This is a genomic window from Parabacteroides johnsonii DSM 18315, assembly GCF_025151045.1.
Lineage (GTDB): Bacteria > Bacteroidota > Bacteroidia > Bacteroidales > Tannerellaceae > Parabacteroides > Parabacteroides johnsonii.
Genome location: NZ_CP102285.1, coordinates 2,746,231 through 2,768,411, shown reverse-complemented (window position 1 = coordinate 2,768,411; position 22,181 = coordinate 2,746,231). Strand labels below are relative to the sequence as shown.

Here is a 22,181-nt window from a genome sequence, read left to right as displayed (position 1 = left end):
TTATGAAAACTGATTGTAAGCATAAATGGATAAAAACTCCTTCCGGTTATATGTGTCAGAAATGTTCTGCTATTGTACTGGATAAAGATGTCATACCCGTTTTAGGTGTAATCTTAGAAGATTCAGACCTTCAAGATGAAACAAACAAAGAAGAAGATCAATCTAAATAAAGGTCTTTTTCTTTGACCAACTGTTCTAATTCCAAATCCTTTTCAGTAGGGTGAAGGATTCTTTGCACTAATATTTTTGCATTGTCGGAACTTTCACCCATTCCCAGCAATCTCTTGTACAAAGATTCGTCAGTCAAGTTGTTTTGCTTGAAAATATCCCTTACTTCGGAAGGCGTAAAGCATATTTTTTCTTTTGACTTGCTTTTAGTCCTTCTTTTTTGAGGTCTATATTTCATTGCAAATTTTAGAAAATCCTCAAATTCTTCTCCGGTTGTCATTCCTTTCTTGCTCATGCAATCAGTCGTTTGTAAGTTATACGATATTTAATGTTACAAAGTAACAAATTAAATTTGTGAAAATCACTAACCTTTCTGGTATTGTACCGGAAGGTAAACTCATTAGCATACCGTTGTAGATGCTTTGGACTCATGTAATGATAAATCCCGATGTAGCCTCTTTTTAAGCCTGTCCAAAAGCCTTCTATCGTATTGGTATATATTCTTCCATTCACATACTGTCCTTTGCCATGATCGACCGTGTAATGGTAATAGGATTTGTCAATTTCATCATACCCTCCCCATTCATCAGTATATAAAACAGCCCTTTTGTCTACGAATTGCTGAATTATAGGAGTTATTTCGCTTCTGGACGTACTTTTGATAACTCTTGTAACGACTTCCCCTTTTCGTTCAACCATTCCCAAAACAGGAGTCTTGTCTTTAAAACTTCGACCTTGACATTTCTTTACTTTCTTGTCTTTGTGGCGATTCTTGTTCTTTCCGCCTACAAAGGTTTCATCTGCTTCTACTTCATTTTCCAACCTCCCTTCGTTTTTACACATTAAACATTCTCTAATACGCTGCAACATGAACCATGCAGTCTTTTGGGTAACTTTTATATCTCTTGACAACTGCAAAGATGATATGCCTTTCTTGTGGGAAAGAACCAACCAGATAGCCATAAACCATTTTCTTAATGGCAACTTTGTATTCTCAAAGATTGTTCCCGTTTTAACGTTGAACGATTTGCCTGTGTTTTTGCAGATATACCTATTATTGGAACACACGTACACTTTTGATTCTGGATCGAAAGGTGACACTACACCATTCTCCCATATTAAACTTTCCAGATACTTTAAACATACTTCTTCTGTTGAAAAAGCCTCTGCAAGTTCTATTAATGAATTGAATGATTTTACATTTATCATAATAGTTCATTTTTAAATATGGTAAAGATATGAAACAAATAATGTACATGGTACAATAAAGAGAAATTAATATATTACTTATCTTCTGCAAACTGGTATATAGTTACCTTACACTATTAACCGCACGCAATAATGTAGATTGGCAATTATAGGCAGGAATGATAATTGAAATGAGTAGATTCATATGCAAAGTTCACTGACTTATGACAACAAATGTTCTGAGATATATCTATAGGATAAATCTCTATGTCTCTCTAACGTTTTGGCAGCTTCATTCAAATTTAATTTGCTCTCTTGGGAGAAAGTATTACTGTTGATAAGATGACTTTCCAGACTATAGTCTTTCACAAGTGTTTGTAATCGGCTATTGGCAATACTTCTTGGGATATATTTGATGAAGAGATTTTTCCCGAAATTTATCCCGAATGCTGACCCATGGAAAGAATTTGTAACAATTGTAGTGGCATTTAAAAATAATCCAAGCCATTGATTGGGTGTCACATTTCTGAGATGAATAGCTTTAATACGCTTAAACAAACGTTGGTTAATATAAGCTATTTCTAAACCATAGTCTTTAGCGTATTGTTTCGCAAACTTAAGAAGTTCCATATCTTCACTCATAGCATAAATCAAAAGATAATTCTTTTGTGGACATCGGCTGTAATCAGCGATTTTTTCCCATTGTTCTTGAGTCAAGAGTAAAACCGGATCTACAACTAATGTAGCATCTTTGCCCGTTAATTCTTTTACAATGCTGACGGCTTCATGTTCTCGAACGGATATTCCTTTAAAAGATTTGATATAATCAGTAAGACATATTTTCAATTGTTTGGGAATTGTAGAAACTCCCATACTGGCTGCATAAGCATATTTCTTCTCATAGGGAGCAAATGGAAGGAAATAAGAGTCATCTCCATCAGTACATGCCAAATTCCAAACCTGGTCACTTCCTGAAACAATTTTGTCATAAAAAGCAGCGACCTTAGTTAATTCTTCTTTGGTGTAAGAACTTCTTGATTTGGGGAGATAATTTGTATAAAAATCATAGAATGCTTGAGGACAAGGCTTCTGATATGAATTTCGAAATAATATGTTGTAAATTTCCCGTAAATTCAAAAAATGGCTAATCGATTTAGGCGCAAAACGTTTTTTATTAAATTCCGCTTGATAGTCAATTATTTCAGCTTCATGACCTTGCGAGCGTAAGTAATATACAAGAGCATACGCTTGAAGCATTGCTCCATAATTGTGAGCTGTATGAAAAGTTAACGTCCCTATTTTCATTGGTTTAAAATTGAATTAACTGCATGAATGAAATTCCTATAATAATTATATTTGTTATATGCAACCGCTACTTCACGTGCGTGAAACTTTAATGATGAGTACAATTTTTCATTATATGCAAGTTCATGAATTTCCTTTGCTAAATTTTCTATAAAATGTTCATCGCAGTTTACAAGACGACAAGCCATTGTATCAGCATATTCAGGGATTCCACCCTGCGAAGATGCTATTACAGGCACTTCGCAACCTAAAGCTTCTAATGTAACATTTCCCGCAGCTTCCCGGCAAAGTGACGGTATTACAGTAATGTCACTTCCTGACAGATAATTAGGCAGCTTCGATTGTTCTATATAACCTGTAAACAAAGCTCCTCCGCAAATCTTCTTAGCTTCTTTTTCTACTTTCAGTATATAATCATTTTTCTTACTTCCAGCATAAACGCTACTACCTATAATCATCAATTTTAGGTTGGAATCGTTTAATAAAACCATTGCTTTTACCAATTCTAATACGCCCTTATCAGGAACTATTCTTCCACAGTAGGATATTAATTTTTGATTTGGTTTCACTCCGGCTTTGTTACGAATTGCTAAAGCTGCATTCTTTCGCCCCCTCCGTGAGAATCTATCTGTATCAACAGTGTTTCTTACTACAATAATTTTTTCTGAAGCACAAGGTACGACATTGGTCATTCTGCGTTTGCAAAATTCACTGATTGCGAATAGACCATCACAGCAATTAATGATATCTTTGGTGCTTTTAAGCTCATTGTTTAGACGATCAATGTGCATATGAAGAATAAGAGGACCTTTATATAGTTGCCGCATGTATTGAGTATGAAAGCACTGTCCTTCAAGAATGACAATGTCATAGTGCTCTTTGCTGATAGTATTTACGCACCATTTTATAAAATTAGAGCGTAAATAGATCTGCTCTGCACTCAGTTTACGCATCATTCTCCAAAATAAATTTTGAAGTTTGTCCATTTTCGCATTAGGCTTGTAATAATAAAAGGATGTATGCTTATATTCTTTAGATTTACTATAAGCTAAATAATCATAATAGCTAAAAATAAAGAAATGATGTTCTCCATATTCTTCATTTACATCTATAAGATGAGTCATCATTGTTTGTGTTGCACCACCTTTAGTTGCTGGTATGGGGCGTTCAGATGCTGTAATAAGTGCTATTCTCATATTTTTTATCATTTTGTTTAAGTATAACTCCCCAAAAGATAGCTAGTAAAAGCATTTGGATTTGAGTACCAAGCAATTTACTAACCATGCAACACACAAAAAATACAATTAAAGAAATAATATAAGCTCTTTTTTCTTCAGTACCGCTCTCTAGGTACTTGATATTCTTAATAAGATTGTACCAGAACAAGAAAAATAGCAATATGCCTATGAGACCATAATTATACAAAGTTTCTAGAAAATCATTATGGGCTCCTATATTCAATGCTTTGGAAACGGCATTTGTCCCATGTCCCAACAACATTTCACTTAAAGATGAATGACTCAGAAAATTGTAAAAAACTTGTAGGGCTATCTCGCTTCTTCCATTGCCTCCAGAACTAAAGTCTTCTTGCAACCCATGAAAAACACTTGGAAATTGAAAAAAGAGAGAAATCAAGTATGCCATAATAAATCCCGCTACCAATAGAACAATTTTTTTTGATATTTCTATTTCTGAAAAAGTTGAATGTATATAATATACCAAGATAAAGACAGAAGATATGATACAAGTAGATTTGGTAGAAACAAAAAAAGATATTATTGGCAATAAAACCAATAATAATACATGTTTCCTATCTTTTATTAGAAAAACAAACGGGTATAATAATAGGACATAATATATGGAATTATATCCGGCGATAGCGTTATTTGTGCCAATTAACGAATATATATCCATATTAGTTAAGGTAATATATAAGAAAGCTGTAATATTACAAGTGATTGCTCCAAGATAACTAATCAATGATACATCTTTTTCTTTATAAGTTAAGTTGTAGGTAATGTAAAACACAACTGGCCATATGATATAGCTCGACATATATTGAATCGGATTGCTAATCCCTTCTAATAAAGGATTTATCACCATATATATAGTGAATATGAAAGCACTGGCTATTGTTGTACTAATGACTTGTTCTCGCAAAAGGAAAAATCCTATCAGAGTAAAGAAAATGATATAACTAGCACGTCCATCTATATTTCCTGTAGACACAAAATTTATATATGAATTGATTACTCGAATATACAAATAGAAAAATGGTAGAAAGAATAACAATATATTCTTCCAATTATAATTCAAGCTCCTCTTCATTGCAATTCTTTATAAAGCTGAATGTAGTCGTTCATAAGTTTATATTTATCGAAATTTGAAGTCACAAATTCAACACAGGCTTCAGAATAAGATTTTTTCCCCTTATTCCGTATTGTATCCAATCCATGAATAATAGAATCATAATCTTTGTATTTGCAAAGGAAGCCGCATTCTCTTTTAACTAATTCGGAAGTTGCAGACAGATTATAAGCTACAACTGGTGTTCCACATGCTAGTGCCTCTATCGTAACTTTGCCAAAAGTTTCTCGCATAGATAGATTAAGGAAAACATCAGCACAAGCATAGTAATCAGCTAATTCTCCTACAGAAGATGTCACGCCTGCCATAATGATATTTTGCGGTAACGGTTGCGTTTCCTTAAAAACATTTCCTACCAAAATGAACTTATAATTAGGTCTGTGCATTGCAACAATCTTTATGTCTTCTATACCTTTTGATAAAGTCCAATTCTGAGCAACACCTAATACTACAAAGTCTTGTTCAATATTAAAATTCTTACGCACATCTGTAGGATGAGGGAAAAATTTGCTTAAATCTATCCAATTGTAAATTCGTCGAATTATATACGAATCTTTCAATATTGAATCTTTAATAAAAGCTGTTACCCAATCAGAGACTCCAATTACAGCAACCTTTGGAATTATACTAAATAATTTTTCCTTGTCTTTTAAATTAGATTTGCTATGATCAAAAAACCAACTTGAATTCCATTTTTTTATATCTATACAATTTCCACAGCTATATTTCCATTTACTACATCCAGAGTCAGTAAAATAACAGCAATGTCCTGTGAAATACCAACAATCATGGAGTGTGAGCACGGTTGGGATATTATGTTGAGCTAAATACTTTAATAGTAAAGACAAATTGATGCAATTTGAATGCAATACACGGAGATGAACAACATTAGGCTTAATCTTATCCATTTTTCTTAATAATTTTTTTGTCGAAAAATAGGAGAAATAGCCTTGCTTACCTGTTAAATGAGATAGGAAACTATGCAAGTGCATGGACCAAACTGAAGAGAGTTTTATAAAATGCTCACTATCATTTACATTATTGGCCGCTACATACGAATCTATGCCTTGCGATAGTAGATATTGATGTAACTCTGTAGTTGTCCTCCCTGTGCTACTGTATTCATATACAGCATTAATTTGTAGTACTTTCACTTTTTCTCTCTCCTAATTAATTTAACAATAAAATAGGAAATGTAGAATATAAAACTAATACTCAATCCTTTCTAAAAATATCTCGCGTGTAAACTTTCTCTTGTACATCATCTAAGCACACGTCATACCGATTGGCAATGACAATTTCACATTGTGCCTTGAATGTTTTTAAGTCATTCATCACACGGCTACCAAAGAAAGTACTACCGTCCTCCAAAGTCGGCTCATAAATAATCACCTCTGCCCCTTTGGCCTTGATACGCTTCATTACCCCCTGTATGGCAGATTGCCGGAAGTTGTCGGAGTTGGACTTCATTGTCAGACGATAAACACCAATCACACAACTATGCTCTTTCTTGGCATCATAACTACTATTCTCAGCATAATACCCTGCTTTCTGTAAAATTGCATCTGCAATGTAATCCTTCCGAGTGCGGTTACTTTCAACAATAGCTTGTATCAAATTCTCTGGTACATCAGCATAGTTAGCCAGCAATTGCTTGGTGTCTTTGGGTAGACAGTAACCTCCGTAGCCGAACGATGGATTATTATAATGTGTACCAATACGTGGATCAAGCCCAACTCCTTCAATAATGGATCTCGAATCCAACCCTTTCATTTCAGCATAAGTATCAAGCTCATTGAAATAGCTTACTCGTAGCGCAAGATAAGTGTTTGCGAAAAGTTTTACGGCTTCTGCCTCTTTCATGCCCATGAATAGAGTCTCTATATTCTGCTTGATGGCACCTTCCTGCAACAGAGTTGCGAAAGTCTTTGCTGCTTTTTCCATTCTTGCCACATCTGTCACAGCTTGTATGGCTTCGTTCTCTTCTATAAATTCTGGTCGATTTATGATTTTGGGGTAGCCTACTATGATACGACTTGGATAAAGATTGTCATAGAGTGCCCTGCTTTCACGTAGAAACTCGGGCGAGAAAAGCAGATTGAATTGCTTTACTCCTTTCTTCGCATATCGCACATAAAGATTACGAGTATAGCCTACAGGAATGGTACTCTTAATGACCATGACAGCATCGGGGTTGACTTTCAGTACCAAATCTATGACCTCTTCCACATGACTGGTATCAAAATAGTTTTTTACCGGATCGTAATTGGTGGGGGCGGCAATTATCACAAAGTCTGCATCAGCATAAGCAGTGACACCATCCAGTGTAGCTGTAAGGTTCAAATCCTTTTCAGCCAAGTACTTTTCAATATACTCATCCTGTATAGGCGACTTACGTTGATTAAGTAAGTCTACCTTTTCAGGAATTACATCCACCGCAGTCACCTGATGGTGTTGAGCCAAGAGTGTGGCTATAGAAAGTCCAACATAGCCTGTACCGGCTACTGCTATCCTTATTCTTTGGGATTTTTCCATTAGTGCTTTGTTAGATTATTAACTATTATTCATTTAAAGTGGGATAGACACGACTCCTGTGGGGGCTGAAATGAAATGGGCATCAACAAATAGACAATGCATGTATCTTCATCTGCACCGTTACCTGCCGATGAAGCATCATTCGCATCGCTGTCTTGCAAAATTGCTTTTTTGCAGGTTACGTAGTTTGTACTTAATAAACGTTCTGCCTCCGCTGCAATAGTGCTGTTCATACACACTATGGCATATACCTTATCTTGGTAGATGGCAAAATCCTTTTCTCTATGTTCCTCCATTCTGCGGTCAAGATTATTCGTGATGCCGCAATAACATCTCTGTCGGAGTTTTATAGCAATATCCGTAAAATATGTCAAATACAACTGGTCTATTTTTTTGACAATTAGTTGAGCATCTGATATTTCATAGGCTTTGAAGTACACGTATTTATATCGAATGCTTTGGATATGTAGCAACAAGTTATATAATAAATAGTAGTTCTTCTCATCTTTAGCTTGATTTAAAGAACTCTTAATGATATTCTCACAATGCCCTATAATCTCCCAATTACAACCTATAGGTTCTAACTCTCGGTATCCTGCTATTTGACAATTATGACCTGTGAATGATGAAACAATGGTTTTCTTGTCATTGTCAGAGCAAATCAGAATATCATTCGTAACAAGGTTAATATCAGCCACTATGCAGTTATCCCAAGATATATAGGATATATGTATTATTCTTACATGGCCGTCTGCATTTGAAGTTAAGAATGTGGTGGGCTTAGGAGATTCGATCTTTGTTATATCGTTCTCTGCCAGTTTACTTATTCGCATAAATGATAATTGTAATATTTTTAATCCAGTTCCATGCTGCCAGACCGAAGAACTAGTCCTTTTATAGTCTTTATTTGCGTGTGAGCATATTCATATAAGAATGGAGTGCACACCGTGTCTTTTTATAATTTGAAACACAACGCATTTTGCAGAGTGATGATTCGATGGAGGTCTGTACCGATGTAGTTGTACATTCCTTGCTTTTGCAAAGTCTTGGCTCGTTTCTGCACCTCTTTACCATATAGACCGAAAAGTGAGAATTGATTGAGCTGAAACTGTATATTCATAGTTTTCAAACGTAGATAATCATTCTCGTTCATATACAGGTATCGTTCAGGATGTGCCAACACCGGATAATAGCCTTTAGCTTTGATACGAAGCAGAATATTGTTCAAGCCCATAGGAGGATTGAAATAACTGGTTTCTACCAACAGGTGCTTGCCGTCTTTGCCTATGGGTAGGAGGTCGTTCTTCTCCAAACGCTCTTCAAACAGATTGTCCAGCATATTCTCCGAAGCAAGATGAAGCATCACCGAGCCTTGATAGGCGGCTTTCAGTTCCGCAAATCGGTCTCTCAACTTTTCAGTGGTGTTGGGTATGTCTTCCATAATGTGTGGAGTGAGCCACACTTCTTTTACTCCCAACCGTTCATATTCGGCAAGTATTTGCAGGGATTCATCCATGGTTTGCACTCCATCGTCTACTCCGGGAAGGATATGGCTGTGCCAGTCGGTGAAGCCACGGAAAAATCCGCTTTCTTCCAATGTCTGCCGTTTACGGAACCACATGATGGTCAGTTGTTGTAATAACTTTTACTGCCGTAACCATAGGCATACCCGTATTTATAGCCATACCTATAACCATAGCGGTATCCGTAACGGCTGCTACCACCTATCGTTCCGTTCAGCACGAGTGCCATGTTCTTGAATCGCTTTGCCTCGTAGTCGCTTTGCAATTTGGGCAGCATATCACGTTCCAACAAGCCTGCACGGACAATGAACACGGTTCGGTCTGCAAGTTTCTCAATGATTTGTGTGTCGGCCACAATATCGACAGGCGGACAGTCAATGAGGATATAGTCGAAACGACAACGCATCTTTTCTATCAGTTCAGCCAAGCGTGGTTCAGCCAACAACTCCGTAGGGTTGGGAGGGATGGTACCTACCGGAAGAACAAACAAACCGGGATAATTTTCCTTTTCCACAATCAAATCTTCACAGTTGTTCTCACGCTTGCCGAGATAATCGCTCAGGCCTTTCTTGGGAGAACCTACATAGGCGGATGCCGAACCATGACGCAAGTCACCGTCCACCACCAATACCCGTTTTCCCTTCATGGCAAAAGTAGCTGCGGTGTTCATGGTCAGGAAGGTCTTGCCGCTGCCCGGATTGAACGAGGTTATCAAGGTAACACTTGCCTTGTCTTTATCCTCTTTGGCATCCAGAATAAATTCCAGATTGGTGCGCAATACACGGAAAGCTTCATTGACTATATCCCGCTTACCTTGATGGATGACAATTTCTTTGGCTGTGTTCGCCGTCTTTTTCTTCTTTTTGCCACTCCCGACCAAAGGTATTTCTCCGACAAACGGCACAGATAGCGATTCCAGATCCTTGCGGCCACGTACCTTGGAGTTCATGTTCTCACGGATGAAGATAATCACTACGGGAATAAGTAAGCCTAAGGCGAATGCAACCAAGGCGATATTCTTCTTCACAGGTGCTGTCGGTATCATGCTGCCGGATGGCGGCGTGATGACGCGGGTATTATAGGCGGTGAATGCCTGCGACAACTCGTTTTCCTCACGTTTTTGCAATAGGAAGAGATAAAGAGCTTCCTTTACTTTTTGTTGGCGTTCTACCGACAACAAATACTTGCCTTGTGTGGGGTTGGCGGCTATCCGTGCCGTGGTCTGCCGTTCGCTCTGCTGCAGCGAGCGTATTTGAGTATTCAGCGTGGTGATATGGTTGTCAATGGAGGTGATAATGGCGTGACGCATATTCTCCAATGACTGATCCATGTCGATTACCAACGGGTTTCGTTCACTACTGTTGGCCACAAGGTCATTCCGGCGAAGTTGGGCCGTGTTGTAATTGGCGATTTGTTGCTCAATGCCGGGACTCTCGATGCCCGAGTTGGCCGGGAGCAACTGGTTCTTGCTGGTGGAATTGGTGAGGTAATTACGGATATAGCGGGCCATGGAAAGCTGTGTGTTCAACGCAAGGATTTGTGCATTTGTTGCACTGCTCTGTTCCATATACATGCTGGCAGCAGCCTGTACATCTGGCAACAGATGCTCGCTCTTGTAAGAGGAAATGTTCTCGTCCACATTGCCGAGTTCCTGCTCAATTACACCGAGACGGTCGCTGATGAAAGCCGAGGTACTGACGGCGATCTGGTTCTTGTCCTTTATCCAGTTCTCATTATAAACGGCTATCACCGTATTCAGCACATCTTCCGCCCGTTGGATGCACACGTCTTTGAATGACAGATTGATGACGGTAGATTTCTCATCACTCAATGTAACAGACAAGTTGGAAGCATAGCCACCGGTGGCATCCTGATATCCTCTGCGCGATACATAAACAGGTGCATCCTGGATGGCGGAATCGTTCGCAACCTTTACAACAAGTCTTCCGATTGGGGCGTCAACCGTGTCATTCAATGTAGCCGTTATATTTCCTGCCACATCTTCACCGTTACGCGAAAAATCCGTCAGAAGTACTTGGCCGTTTTGACTGGGATTAATGGTAAAAGCCACGCTCTCGTTGTCTTGCAAATCGTTGAAGTCCACCGTGTAGGGGCAATCCCGACCGTACAATACTTTCTTGTAAAACCCACCGTCCGTGTGATAGTTGACATCTAAGTGAAGACGTTTCACCACGTCAAGCATTACCGCAGGGGACTGCAACGATTGTATTTCATTGTTCACGTTGGTGTTGGTCTGGAATAAGTCAAAATCTCCCATCAGACCTGCCGCATCACCCAGTGAGTTTCCTTTGGAATCCTCTTTGATTAGGAGCGATGCGGAACGGGTATATACCGGCGGGGTGGTCAAAAGATAGACGACAGCCACTCCGACGGTCACTGCTAACGAAATGACGAACCAATACCACCTGTTGAGACAGAGGTAGAACAAATCTTGTATGCGGATAAAGTCATCCGTCTGTTTAGGTCTGGATATATTGTTTTGAGTTGCCACGATATACGATATTTAGATTGGACGTGATTAATTAAAAATGAGGATGGCCACAGAAGTCAGCAACGATGCCAGCGAAATCCAGAACGAAGTGGAGCGTACGTTGTTTCCGTTGACAGTGGACTGACGGGCTTTTACCGCGTTGGGTTCCACATAAACCACGTCATTCTGTTGCAGATAATAGGCGGGCGAAGAATAGATGTGTTCGCCGGAAGTAAGGTTCAGTCCGTACACCCGTTGCATATCCCCTTCTTGCCGTAACACCATCACCTTGGAACGGTTGCCGTAGATGGTCAGGTCGCCTGCCATGCTGAGTGCGTCAAGTATGGTCAGCCTATCCCGGTCAATGCTGAAACGTCCGGGACTGTTTACCTCGCCCAACACGGATATACAGAGATTGGCAAATTCCACGGTCACGACAGGGTCTTTCACCAAATTCTCCTTTATCAATTCGTTCTTGATACATTCGGCGATTTCTTCCCGTTTCATCCCGGCCACGTATATCTTTCCGAGTACAGGAAAGTCAATCTTACCGTTGGCATCTACGGTATAAGCGGATACTCCTTGATTGCTAGAAGTCGTTACGCCATTTGTCCTTAAAGACTGGCCCAATTGCCTGGACACATAAGGCAGGTTGAACAAGTCCGTCAGTTGAGGGTCACGACTGTTGACGATAATGGAAATCTTATCCTCCGGTCTAACCGTGATAGCCTTCACCTCTGGCAACTTGATTTCTGTCTCTCCGGGTCTCAAATCCTGGAAATAAACAACTTCCTTGGAAGAACCGCACGAGCCCAATGTCACTGCATTTGCGACAATGAGCAAGATGTAAAATACTTTATTTATACTCATATTCCTGATTTTTCTTTGTTTAAGACCTTCTATAGCCTGCGTCTTGAAATACTATGGTGTTTTGGTAGTGCCATTCTTTGAATGATTTGCCGTTAACTGGCTTTCCTGTTTTGTATATCCTTTCTGCAAATGTTCTTTTCACACACTCCATGCCACCCACGGCAAATGGCATTTCCCTGTCCTCTACACTTGCCACAACGATAGGGAGGGACACACGAAACACTTTCATCGCATTAATAACCGACTTCGCATAGATGTGACAAAGGTGAAAAGCGGAACGTTCGAACGCCACCCAATAATTATCGGCACGATACAGGTGAATATGTTCTCTATTGGAATGCTCGCTGAAAAGTATGTCTGACAGCTGATTCTCCATCAACCTGCCAAGCTCTATGCCGAACCGGTTCATTGGAATTGTGATTAATTCAATTTACAATAGCATTGATTTTCGGTCGTAAGGGGATTGATTTTTTCCTGTTTGTCAGGGAATACTTTAGACCGGTTTATGCTCTCACTTTATAAGCTGAATATACTCCGCTTCCACTTCTATGGAGGCAGCCAACAAGGTGGGAAGTTCCACCAGCAGCCTTTTTGTCTTCGAACCACGTATGGTTACCAATGTTCCCGTATATCCGTCCAACTGTCCGCCGATGATGCGGATTTTCCGGTTTCTCATCTCCGGTGTCACCTCGTCAGGGGAATAGAACTTAGGATTATCACTGGCTTCTACCGCCTTTATGAAACGTTCCATATCTGTGGCAGGGACGACGATAGGAGTGTGCTGTACACCGAGCTTGTAACGGTATTGAAGCTTGGGGGTACTCTCCACAATGGCATCAAGATGCTCCCTCGTGTCTTTCACGAAAAGCAAGTCCTGCATGAAAGGTACCTCCTGATCCACCCGTTTGCCAGCAACTACGACCAAACGATGCACCATAGGAGTGAAACACTGTACCTTCAAGTCCTCGAACATCTTGTAGGCGGGAAGCTTGGCATGTCTGCGTTTGAGGTCTCGCATGGCAAACCAGTGCAGTTCATTCTCTATAGGTTGTATTTCGTCCATGTAATAAAGGGATAGCCTCACTCCTTAGTTGGTGAAGGGGTACATCTCTGACTCCTCCAAGTGTTTATTGTATTTTGAAACACAAGTAGTTACAACGGTAAAGCTTAAAAGTTCGGGGAAATTCCCCTGCATCATATATGCTATCATTTTCATATATTTGCATGACCCCAATCACACTTTAATGAGAGCGAAGTCATATCTGCTATCGGTACATCTCTCCGTAAGAGATGTATCATGTTTAGCAATTGGGGATAATTAGTTGACATCCAATAAAGTGTAAAATGTAATAATTACAATTTGTCAAACAATTGTTCGACAAATCCTCTTTAAGGACATATTGGAGACTATTCATTTCTTAACTTTTTTGGTATTTATCACCGTTTTCCCAACAATTGTGTGTAACTTTGCACGCGAAATACATCTCTTACGGAGAGATACACCGATTTGTCGAACAAATCAACTTTCTTCCACCAAGCATTTTTCCAACGGGTTCTTGTCGATTCGCATTTCATTTTCTTCCTAATCCGCTTATATACAAAGGATAGCACTTCCTCCAATGAAGTTACCGCTACAGAATATACATCGCGCTTTCAGGTCTTAATCGGTACATCTCTCTTTAAGAGATGTATCTTTCTTTCTATTTATTTTGTAATAAGCAATTTGCTAATTTACGTGCTTCGATTTGTCAAACAATTCCGCCTCTTTTGTCGAACAAATCTGGTGGAAAGTTCGTCCAAAACGTAAATTTCAGGCTTCATTTTGTGCTATTTGCGGTATTTTATGTAATTTTGCGGCGTGCGAAACCTCTCTTAAAGAGAGATTTACCGTTTTGTCCAACAAAAAATCCCCCTGAACGGGACATGTTCAAGGGGAAAATTTCAACTTGCAGAACATTTTTTCTTCCAACCATTCGATTCAGCCAATAGACCGGATGACCTTGCTGTTGGCTTTGTCCACCACCGAAGAATCCAGTAGTGCCAGGTAGATGCGGGTCGTATCTTCCGAATCATGCCCCAACGCCTCGCTGATGACTGGCACGGGCACATTCTGGCTCTTGGCGATGCTGGCCCACCCATGCCTCGCTACATAAAACGTGAGTTTGATAGGACATCCAACCATCTGGCCAATCTTTTGCAACCGCTTGTTCATCACATGTGAGGCGTTCAAGTATTGCCGCCTTTCCTTTTCTCCCGGCACCTTGATAATTGGAAGAAGGTAGGGGGAATCCGGGTCAGTGTATTTCTGTACAATATCCTGCATGGGCTGCTCCCATTTGATGCAAAGCTGCTGGTCGGTCTTGTGCCGCCGATAGACAAGCACGCCGTTTTGCAAATCTTTCTTCTTCAAGAAAGCCAAGTCCACGAAAGACATGCCGCGAAGATAAAAGCAGAGCAGGAACAGGTCCCGGGCGAAAGCCAAGGCAGGATATAATTCCAGATCCAGATTCTTAATTCGCCCGATGATGTCTGAGGACACGGCTCTTTTGACCGTCTTCTCCACTCCCGTATGGACATGGCGGAACGGATTGCGGTTCTCTACCAATCCTTCTTCCGATGCCCTATTATATAAGGTACGCAGGTTGCGCATGTAAAAAGATACCGTATTCGGGCATTTCCCGTTCTGCTTCAGGTAAGCCTCATATTCCATCATCATGACAGAATCCATCGCATCCAAAGGTACATCTCCCGCCTCGCCCCGGAAACGGATGAAACTGTTCAGCGAACTGGCATAGACTTCGGATGTCCGCTCTTTCCCCATGCGTATGGTCTGTTGGATGACTTTCCTGGCATAGACAAAGAAACAGTCGTCATGCCCTTCCGGACTGTGATAGGCGAGGACTACCTGCTCGGAAGACAGTTTCCCTGACTGTTCCAGCTTCCGGATAATACCGTTTAACCGTTTTTGGTCTTCCTCCATACGGAAACGCAAGGCTTCCAGATAGCGTTCCCGCTCCGGATTGCCATCCACGCTGCGGATTTTGCCCGCTTCCTTGTCCCATTCATAATGGTACAATTTGTACCCCGTACTGATCAGGCGGGTCTGCCGCCCGTGTATCACTTGATAACATAACGTGCCCTCTTTGCCTGCGACTGAAGAGGACCTGAACTTGATTTTTATTGTTGCCATAATAATCTTTTTTACCGATAAAATATAAGTGAGCCGGGGGCATACGGTTATTCGTCCGTATGCCCCTTAACTGTTTTTATCCAAGCGGCTCAAATCCTCACTTTCTTTACCTGTGGTAAAGGTGCCTCCGTTTGCATTTCCGGACGGATATGCCAAGCCTGCCTGCCGGATGGCGAAGCCGGGGCAATTTCATGAGATACTCCGGCATGGGGACTTTCCTTCTGGGATTCTTTTTCCTTTCCGTCATCTTCCAAAACAGGCTCTTGTTTTGGGGCCAGTTCCAACTGTATCTTGCGGTCAAGCGCGGCAAGTTCGGATTTCAGTTGTTTCAATTCGTCCTCCTTCTTCCATGTCTTGCCCGCTATCTCCTGTAACTGAGGTATTTCTTTTTCCAACACCTCATTCTTCACCTTGTACTGGTCGATGATGGCCGGAATCCTTTCCAATGCATTCAGGAAATTACGCGCGGCGGCTATCGGATCCGCCATCGCCAGATGCCCGTTGTTGTAGGTGTACTTGTAACTACCCCTGACATGGAAACGGTTGTCAATGAACTCCAACCCCTCGCTGAGTGTCCGCTCACTCACCACCTTGATGGGGAAGCCGTACAATTCACCGATACGCTGGGGTACTCCGCCCGTCGTGGCGTTCTTGGCTATATCCTGCAACTTCTTACCAATGGTCTTTTCATCGGTGGTGTCCAGCCCGTCAATCTTTATCAAGTTGAGCCGGTTGCCCTCCTTGTCGGTCTGTGCGGCTGCGGTGAACTTCCCCCAATCCTCCGTCATGGCAGAGATGATGGCACGGTTGTTATTCAGCGTCGTGGTCTTGCTTTCCAACTTCAACTCCGAATCGCGCTTGCCCCTGTTGAACGACTTGCGCTCACCCTCCAGCGAGGCTATCTTCTTTTCGAGTTTCGCCTTGTCCAGCAAGTCCGTGTTGCCCGACAGTATCGCCATGTATTCCGAGAAGTTCATGCCCGATTTTTCGTCCATCGCCCCCTCGTCGATGGTTCGTGCGCCCATCGCGCCGGATTTCAACTGCGAAATGAACGTCTGCTTGCAATGCAGCAGGTTGAACTTGTACGAGTCCAGCGACTTCTCCACGGCGTAGATTATCACATCCACCTTGTTGTTGGCGTACAGCTTGGCAATCTCGTTGCCCTTCCTGACCGCCCGACCGTCACGCTGGGCGAGGTCGGACGGACGCCACGGCGTATCGAGGTGATGAATAGCCACCGCTCTGCGCTGGGCGTTCACGCCCGTGCCGAGCATACTCGTCGAGCCGAACAGCACACGCACCTGACCCTCGTTCATTGCCTCAATGACCGCCTTCCGCGCCTTCTCGTTCTTGCATTCCTGAATGAAGCGGATTTCGTGGGCAGGTATGCCGTAGTCCTCTACCAACTTGCGCTTGATTTCGGTATAGACGCTCCATCCTCCGCCCGGCTGGAATGTACCGAGGTCGCTGAACACGAACTGCGTCCCCCTCTGCGCATCGTATTTGTGGTAATACTCCGCAATCATCTTGGCGCAATGGCTCGCCTTGTTGTCGGGGTGGTCCTCGTAATCCGGGTCAATCATGCGCATATCAAGAGCCATCTTTCTCGCATAGTCCGTGGCGATGAGCATCTTCGCCTTTTCCTCCGTCTCCGACAACGGCAGCCTGCCAAGTACCATCGCATTTCCTGTCTTGGCAAACTCCATCAGTTGTTTGATGAAATACTCCTGGTCGGGCGTGGGCGGTATGTGATGCAGTATCTCGTTCTTCTTCGGACGGTCCACGCCCACATCCTCCGCCGTGCGGTAGTCGGTTATCTCGTTGTAGAACGCCGCCAGTTCCGGCACTTTGATAAAGTATCGGAAGCGTTCCTTCTGCACGATGGTGTTCGTCACGTTGAACTCGAAGTCCGTCGTCTTCTTGGCGAATATCGCCGCCCATGCGTCGAAACAGCGGATGTCCTGCTTCTCCAACGCCTTCGGGCGCAGGTACTTGAACAGCAGATACAGTTCCGTAAGGCTGTTGGAAATCGTAGTTCCTGACAGGAAAGTCGCCCCCAAGTCCCTGCCCGTCCGTTCCTGTATGGTGCGGATGGCGAACAGCAGGTTCAACGCCTTCTGGCTTCCCTCGGAGTTGCCCAGTCCCGCCACACGGTCATGGCGCGTGTTGAACGTCAGGTTCTTGAACTGGTGGCTCTCGTCGATGAACAGGTGGTCAATACCCATCTGTTTGAAGTCCGCCACGTCGTCCGTCCTTGTCTTGATGGCGTATTCCACCTTTTCCAGCTTCGCTTGCAGGTTGAACTTGCGTTTCTCCAAGCCACGCAGCATGGCGCGTGACACGTCCTTGCCCTGCCCACGCAACACTTCAAGGTTTTCCTCCACTGTGTCCAGCTCCGCCTGCAAGATGCGCTGCTGCAATTCCGGTGACTGCGGTATCTTCCCGAACTGGTCGTGCGACATGATGACGCAATCCCAGTCGTTGTTCTTGATGTCATTGAAGAAACGGACACGGTTGGCGGCGGCAAAGTCCTTCTCCGAGGCATAGAGAATGCGGGCGTTGGGGTAAGCTTTGCGGTAGGTCTCGGCTATCTCCCTCACGTTGGCTTTCAGCCCGATAATCATCGGCTTGTGTACCAAGCCCAGACGCTTCATCTCGTGCGCTGACACGCACATTATCAATGTTTTGCCGGTTCCGACTTCATGGTCCGCCACTCCGCCGCCGTTCTGTTTCAGCATCCAGATGCAGTCCTTCTGCGAGGGGTACAAGTCCTTTATCCCCAAGCCTTTCAAGTCCAAGTCCGGGAACTTCTGGTGCGAGCCGTCGTACTTCGGGCGCACGAAGCAGTTGAACTTGTCGTTGTACATGTCCGTCAGGCGTTTCTTGAACTCCGGCGACTGTTCCTCCAGCCATTCGGTGAAGCCGTTTCGTATCTCGTCAATCTTCGCATTGGCAAGCTGGATGCCCTCGCTGTCTCGCACCTTGATGTCGTTGCCGTTCTCGTCCTTGCCGATGCTTTTCATCATGTCCGGGCAGGTGTTGTGCAGCGCGTGTTTCAGCAGGTTCATGCCGTCGTAGTTGCGGTAATAGCCCTTCACCAAGAACTCGTCCGTGATTTTCATCGTCTTGTAGGCGCAGCTCACCGAATACTCGTCAAGGCTCTCCGAGTAGGTTATCCGCACGTCCGTGTCGAACAGGCGGCTCATGTAGGCGGCATACACGCCCGTGGGTATCCAACGCTCCCCGAAGTTGAAGTCCAAGTCCTCGAAGGGGATTTGTTCGGGCACGGCGGCTTTCAGGGCTTCGAGCGACTCTTCCGCCTGCGGCAGCATTGCGTGTTCCCCGTGTTCCCTAATCCAGCCCTCCACGTCGGCCACTTTCTGCACCACGTTCCCGGCGATGAAGCGGTCGGCAATCTCGTAGCCCTCCGCCAGCGGGTTGTAGAACACCCGTCCTTTCAGGGCTTCCAGCAGGTCCGTTTGCGGCAGGTCGCAGAGGGATTCCATGTAGGGCAGGTTCACTCCGCCGTACAGGTTGAGCGAGGCGGACAGGGCTTCTTCAGGCGACTCCACTTCGACCAATGTTTCCTGCGAAAAGGAAACGGGACGATCGAAGATGTCCGCCTTGACGAACTGCCCGTCCTCGCCACGTTCCAACGAGAGCATATTGCGCCCCGAAGCGTCCATCAGGATGAGCTTCGCGTTGTGCTTGGCGTTCAGGTTGCCGTAGCGCATGACGAACTCGTCGTAGTAGGTGTTCAGGTTGCGGCGCAGCAGGGCGTTTTCCTCGTGGTTCTCCGCTTCGTGGGCGTAGAGCCGTTCATAAGTGTTGCGCAAGTCAATGTATAGCTGTGCCTTCTGCGCCTGCATCCCCTCCATGTCGAGCGGCTGGAAAGTCGCCCCGTACTTGGTGACATCTTTCAGCACCCCGATTTGGAAGCGGATGCCGCCCGTGTGTTCCCATACTAATGAGCCTTCTTTCAAATACGGCTCCATAATGCCCTTGAACGGGCGCGGTGTCATCGCTTCCTCTTTCCGGCGTTGCCGCTCTTCGGGTGTCAGGGCGGCTTCTTCCTCGCGCATTTCCCTCTCCACGCGCTCGATTTGTGCTTTCCGTTCCGCCTCAAAACCGTTTTCAATCGGATAGATTGGACGCAAGGACGATGGTTGCGCCACGTTCTTAGCTTCAATTTGCTTGGCGGCATTGGCGTCCATCTTCTCCCGACCGAGGCGGCGCAGTTCCGCCCGGCGTTCCGGCGTGAGCGACATCATCATCTCATAGAAGCCGTTGATGGGCGGGTTGGTCTCCCAGTCCAGACTGCGGTAGATGGCATCCTCCGGGTCTTCGTCCTCTGCGGTTTCGGAAACGTCTTTCACATCGGGTGAGGCGACAGACACGGTTTCCTGTCGGGACACTTGCGGCATATCCATCCCGTTGCGGATGATTTCCTCCATTTCCTGCGCTTCTTCCGGAGTAATGGACGTGATGCCGGAAGCCGCTTCTGTGGATTCGGCTTTCACTTTCCCGGTCTCTTTTTTCGCCGCTTCCTCCTTTCCGCTCTCCGGGAGTACGAACAAGGTAGGCTGCACGGCTTTCTTCCCTTTGGACTTACCGCTTCTCTTCCGTTCCGGTTTCAGCCCGCGTTCCGCCAGCCGCCGTTCTTCCTGCGTATAGCCGAACAGGTCGTACAAGTCCATAATGGGTGCTTCGGGCCGTTTGGTCTCCACCTCCTGCGGTATGGCTGCAATCTGTACCACTTCCTGCCGCACCGGATTTTCCTCTCTTTTTGCATCCGCTTGTTGTCCGGCAACCGCCTTGACATCATTTCCTTTTTTCGCCTCCGTCTGCATACGCTGCACGACAATTGTCTGCTTGGTTTCCAGCTTTTCTTCCTTGATGCCGTTATAACGGTTCAAGTTCAGTCGTTCCGACAAGTCCGCCGACAGCATTTGGTACAAGTCCATGGCGATGCCCTCCACGCCGCCGCTGTGCGTATAGACCATAGCGGGCTTGCCGTAAGGGTCGGTGTCCCTTTTCGCGTCGGTATGGATGATGCGCTCCGGGTGGTCGAGGAAATACCCGTTGGAAACAATGTTCGTGTGGTTGCTCTTTACCACGTCGCCAAATCTTTTGTCTTCTTCGGAAAGTTCCTCCTTGCCCTCGTTCTTTTGCAGGATTATCAAGTCGCACCCCACTTCCGTGTTGGCATCTTCCGTGAACAGGTTGTTCGGCAAGCGGATGGCGGACACCAAGTCCGCTTTCCTCGTCATCATGTAGCGTGTGCCGCCGTTGCTTTCCGTATTCAATACCCCCTGCGAGGTGATGAACGCCACGATGCCGCCGTCACGCACCGCGTCCAGCCCTTTCAGGAAGAAATAGGTATGCACCTTCCTTGCCGCTATCTTCTTGAACACCGAGCCGTTGGCGTATTCCGGGTCGAACACCGCGATGTCCCCGAAAGGGATGTTGGATATGGCAAGGTCAAAACGGTTCAGGAACGGCTTTTCTATCTTCTCGAAGCCCTCCGTGCGTATCTTCTGCTGCGGGTACAGGTGTCCCAGCATCTTGCCCGTCAGCAGGTCTTTCTCGAAGGCCATCACCTCCGCCTGCGGGTTGCCCGACAGCACCGAGCCGATGAACGCGCCCATGCCCGCCGACGGCTCCAGCACGAGGTTGGGGTGCACCTTCTTGTCGTGCAGCACGTCCGCGATGGTGTCCGTGACGGTTTTCGGGGTGTAGAACGCCGTCAGCACCGAGGCTTTCAGCGAGTCCATGTAGCGTTTGTACTCCGTTTCGTCCTTGCTGTTTTCCCTGATGACACGGTGCAGTTCCACGGTAGGCGCGAACAGTTCGAGGTCGGACTTCGCCCATCGCGCTGCGTCCGCCAGTTCCCTTGCCGGGTTCAGGATGCACTTCAGGCCCCCGAAGCCGCAGTAACGCTCTAATAGCGCACGTTCCCTTTCCGTCGGGGTGCGCCGCTCCCGGTCAAGCGTGAACGCCGTGCGTACCGCCTCGATGTTGTCGCGCAGCTTCTGTTTCCTATTGAACGCCATGTGTACCCTCCAGATAAAGCATGACGGTTCCCACCAGCTCCGTGTAGAGCAGGTCGTGTGCGGGCGACAGGGCGAAGGTGTCGTCCGACGTGTCGTAACCGGCGAACAGGTTTGTCAGATAGGGGTAGAGCTTGCGACAGAACGCCTCGTGGTCGGATTCCGCCACCTCGTTGGCGAACTCGTTTTCCACGACCTCGCGCAGCAGGGCGTAGGGCGAAAAGTGCAGCCCGTGCAGCAGGATACGCATGGCTTCCTCGTGGGCATACTCCACCGTGCCTCCCGTCCGCCTTTCCTTTTCAAAGGTGGCGGTGGCGGCTTCCTCCCTTTCTGCAATAAGGTCTTTGTCGGAAACTTTGTCGGGATGGTATTTTCTCAGATAGTCCAGCAGGTACAGCCCGTAGTAGGACAGTTCCGCCGGGACGGTTTTCTTGTTCTGTTTCATTTTCTGATGGATTTAGTGGTGAAAAATAAGATTGTGGGTTGGATAGGAG

Annotated in this window: 17 protein-coding genes; 1 reads left to right on the top strand and 16 read right to left on the bottom strand. The window is 44.8% G+C overall.

Annotated features, from left to right (window positions below; translation table 11 throughout):
- Window positions 1–2 precede the first annotated feature (2 nt).
- Complete coding sequence (locus tag NQ564_RS11330; RefSeq protein ID WP_008151254.1) at window positions 3–170, top strand: hypothetical protein; 168 nt, start codon at window positions 3–5, stop codon at window positions 168–170.
- On the opposite strand, the gene NQ564_RS11325 is transcribed toward NQ564_RS11330, so the two are convergent.
- From NQ564_RS11325 to NQ564_RS11250, 16 genes are all read right to left on the bottom strand, one after another.
- Window positions 158–463 (bottom strand): hypothetical protein, encoded by a 306-nt coding sequence (locus NQ564_RS11325; RefSeq protein WP_008151253.1) that lies wholly within the window; start codon window positions 461–463, stop codon window positions 158–160. The genes NQ564_RS11330 and NQ564_RS11325 overlap by 13 nt on opposite strands.
- Window positions 460–1,377: an IS1595 family transposase gene (locus tag NQ564_RS11320; RefSeq protein WP_008151252.1), complete on the bottom strand. Its 918-nt coding sequence runs from the start codon at window positions 1,375–1,377 to the stop codon at window positions 460–462. The genes NQ564_RS11325 and NQ564_RS11320 overlap by 4 nt, the downstream gene beginning before the upstream one ends.
- 201 nt (window positions 1,378–1,578) lie before the next feature.
- Window positions 1,579–2,661, bottom strand: coding sequence for a polysaccharide pyruvyl transferase family protein (locus NQ564_RS11315; RefSeq protein ID WP_008151251.1), 1,083 nt, complete (start codon window positions 2,659–2,661; stop codon window positions 1,579–1,581).
- Window positions 2,658–3,857: a glycosyltransferase family 4 protein gene (locus NQ564_RS11310; protein WP_167317722.1), complete on the bottom strand. Its 1,200-nt coding sequence runs from the start codon at window positions 3,855–3,857 to the stop codon at window positions 2,658–2,660. Before NQ564_RS11310 ends, NQ564_RS11315 begins: the two co-directional genes overlap by 4 nt.
- On the bottom strand, window positions 3,829–4,890 hold the full coding sequence (locus NQ564_RS11305; RefSeq protein ID WP_157632060.1) for a hypothetical protein: 1,062 nt from the start codon (window positions 4,888–4,890) through the stop codon (window positions 3,829–3,831). Before NQ564_RS11305 ends, NQ564_RS11310 begins: the two co-directional genes overlap by 29 nt.
- 95 nt (window positions 4,891–4,985) lie before the next feature.
- Window positions 4,986–6,182, bottom strand: coding sequence for a glycosyltransferase (locus tag NQ564_RS11300; RefSeq protein ID WP_008151247.1), 1,197 nt, complete (start codon window positions 6,180–6,182; stop codon window positions 4,986–4,988).
- Between the two features lie 61 nt (window positions 6,183–6,243).
- A complete protein-coding gene (locus NQ564_RS11295; RefSeq protein ID WP_227963142.1) occupies window positions 6,244–7,563 on the bottom strand; it encodes a UDP binding domain-containing protein in 1,320 nt (439 codons plus the stop codon).
- Between the two features lie 29 nt (window positions 7,564–7,592).
- Window positions 7,593–8,396, bottom strand: a complete 804-nt coding sequence (locus NQ564_RS11290) for a GIY-YIG nuclease family protein (RefSeq protein WP_008151240.1) — start codon at window positions 8,394–8,396, stop codon at window positions 7,593–7,595.
- Between the two features lie 122 nt (window positions 8,397–8,518).
- Window positions 8,519–9,184, bottom strand: coding sequence for a tyrosine-protein phosphatase (locus tag NQ564_RS11285; protein ID WP_008151239.1), 666 nt, complete (start codon window positions 9,182–9,184; stop codon window positions 8,519–8,521).
- 5 nt (window positions 9,185–9,189) lie between these two features.
- The gene (locus tag NQ564_RS11280) at window positions 9,190–11,598 is read right to left on the bottom strand and encodes a GumC family protein (RefSeq protein ID WP_394358193.1); all 2,409 of its coding nucleotides are present in this window, start codon (window positions 11,596–11,598) and stop codon (window positions 9,190–9,192) included.
- 27 nt (window positions 11,599–11,625) lie between these two features.
- A complete protein-coding gene (locus NQ564_RS11275; RefSeq protein ID WP_008151233.1) occupies window positions 11,626–12,447 on the bottom strand; it encodes a polysaccharide biosynthesis/export family protein in 822 nt (273 codons plus the stop codon).
- Window positions 12,448–12,466: 19 nt separating this feature from the next.
- Window positions 12,467–12,856 carry a hypothetical protein gene (locus tag NQ564_RS11270; RefSeq protein WP_008151232.1) on the bottom strand — a complete coding sequence of 130 codons (390 nt, stop codon included), beginning with the start codon at window positions 12,854–12,856 and terminating at the stop codon, window positions 12,467–12,469.
- A 102-nt stretch (window positions 12,857–12,958) separates the two neighbouring features.
- Complete coding sequence (locus NQ564_RS11265) at window positions 12,959–13,510, bottom strand: UpxY family transcription antiterminator (RefSeq protein ID WP_227963141.1); 552 nt, start codon at window positions 13,508–13,510, stop codon at window positions 12,959–12,961.
- Between the two features lie 915 nt (window positions 13,511–14,425).
- Window positions 14,426–15,637, bottom strand: a complete 1,212-nt coding sequence (locus NQ564_RS11260) for a site-specific integrase (RefSeq protein WP_227963140.1) — start codon at window positions 15,635–15,637, stop codon at window positions 14,426–14,428.
- An 89-nt stretch (window positions 15,638–15,726) separates the two neighbouring features.
- Window positions 15,727–21,690 carry an N-6 DNA methylase gene (locus NQ564_RS11255; protein ID WP_227963139.1) on the bottom strand — a complete coding sequence of 1,988 codons (5,964 nt, stop codon included), beginning with the start codon at window positions 21,688–21,690 and terminating at the stop codon, window positions 15,727–15,729.
- On the bottom strand, window positions 21,677–22,132 hold the full coding sequence (locus NQ564_RS11250; protein ID WP_039848289.1) for a DUF1896 family protein: 456 nt from the start codon (window positions 22,130–22,132) through the stop codon (window positions 21,677–21,679). The genes NQ564_RS11255 and NQ564_RS11250 overlap by 14 nt, the downstream gene beginning before the upstream one ends.
- Window positions 22,133–22,181: the final 49 nt, after the last annotated feature.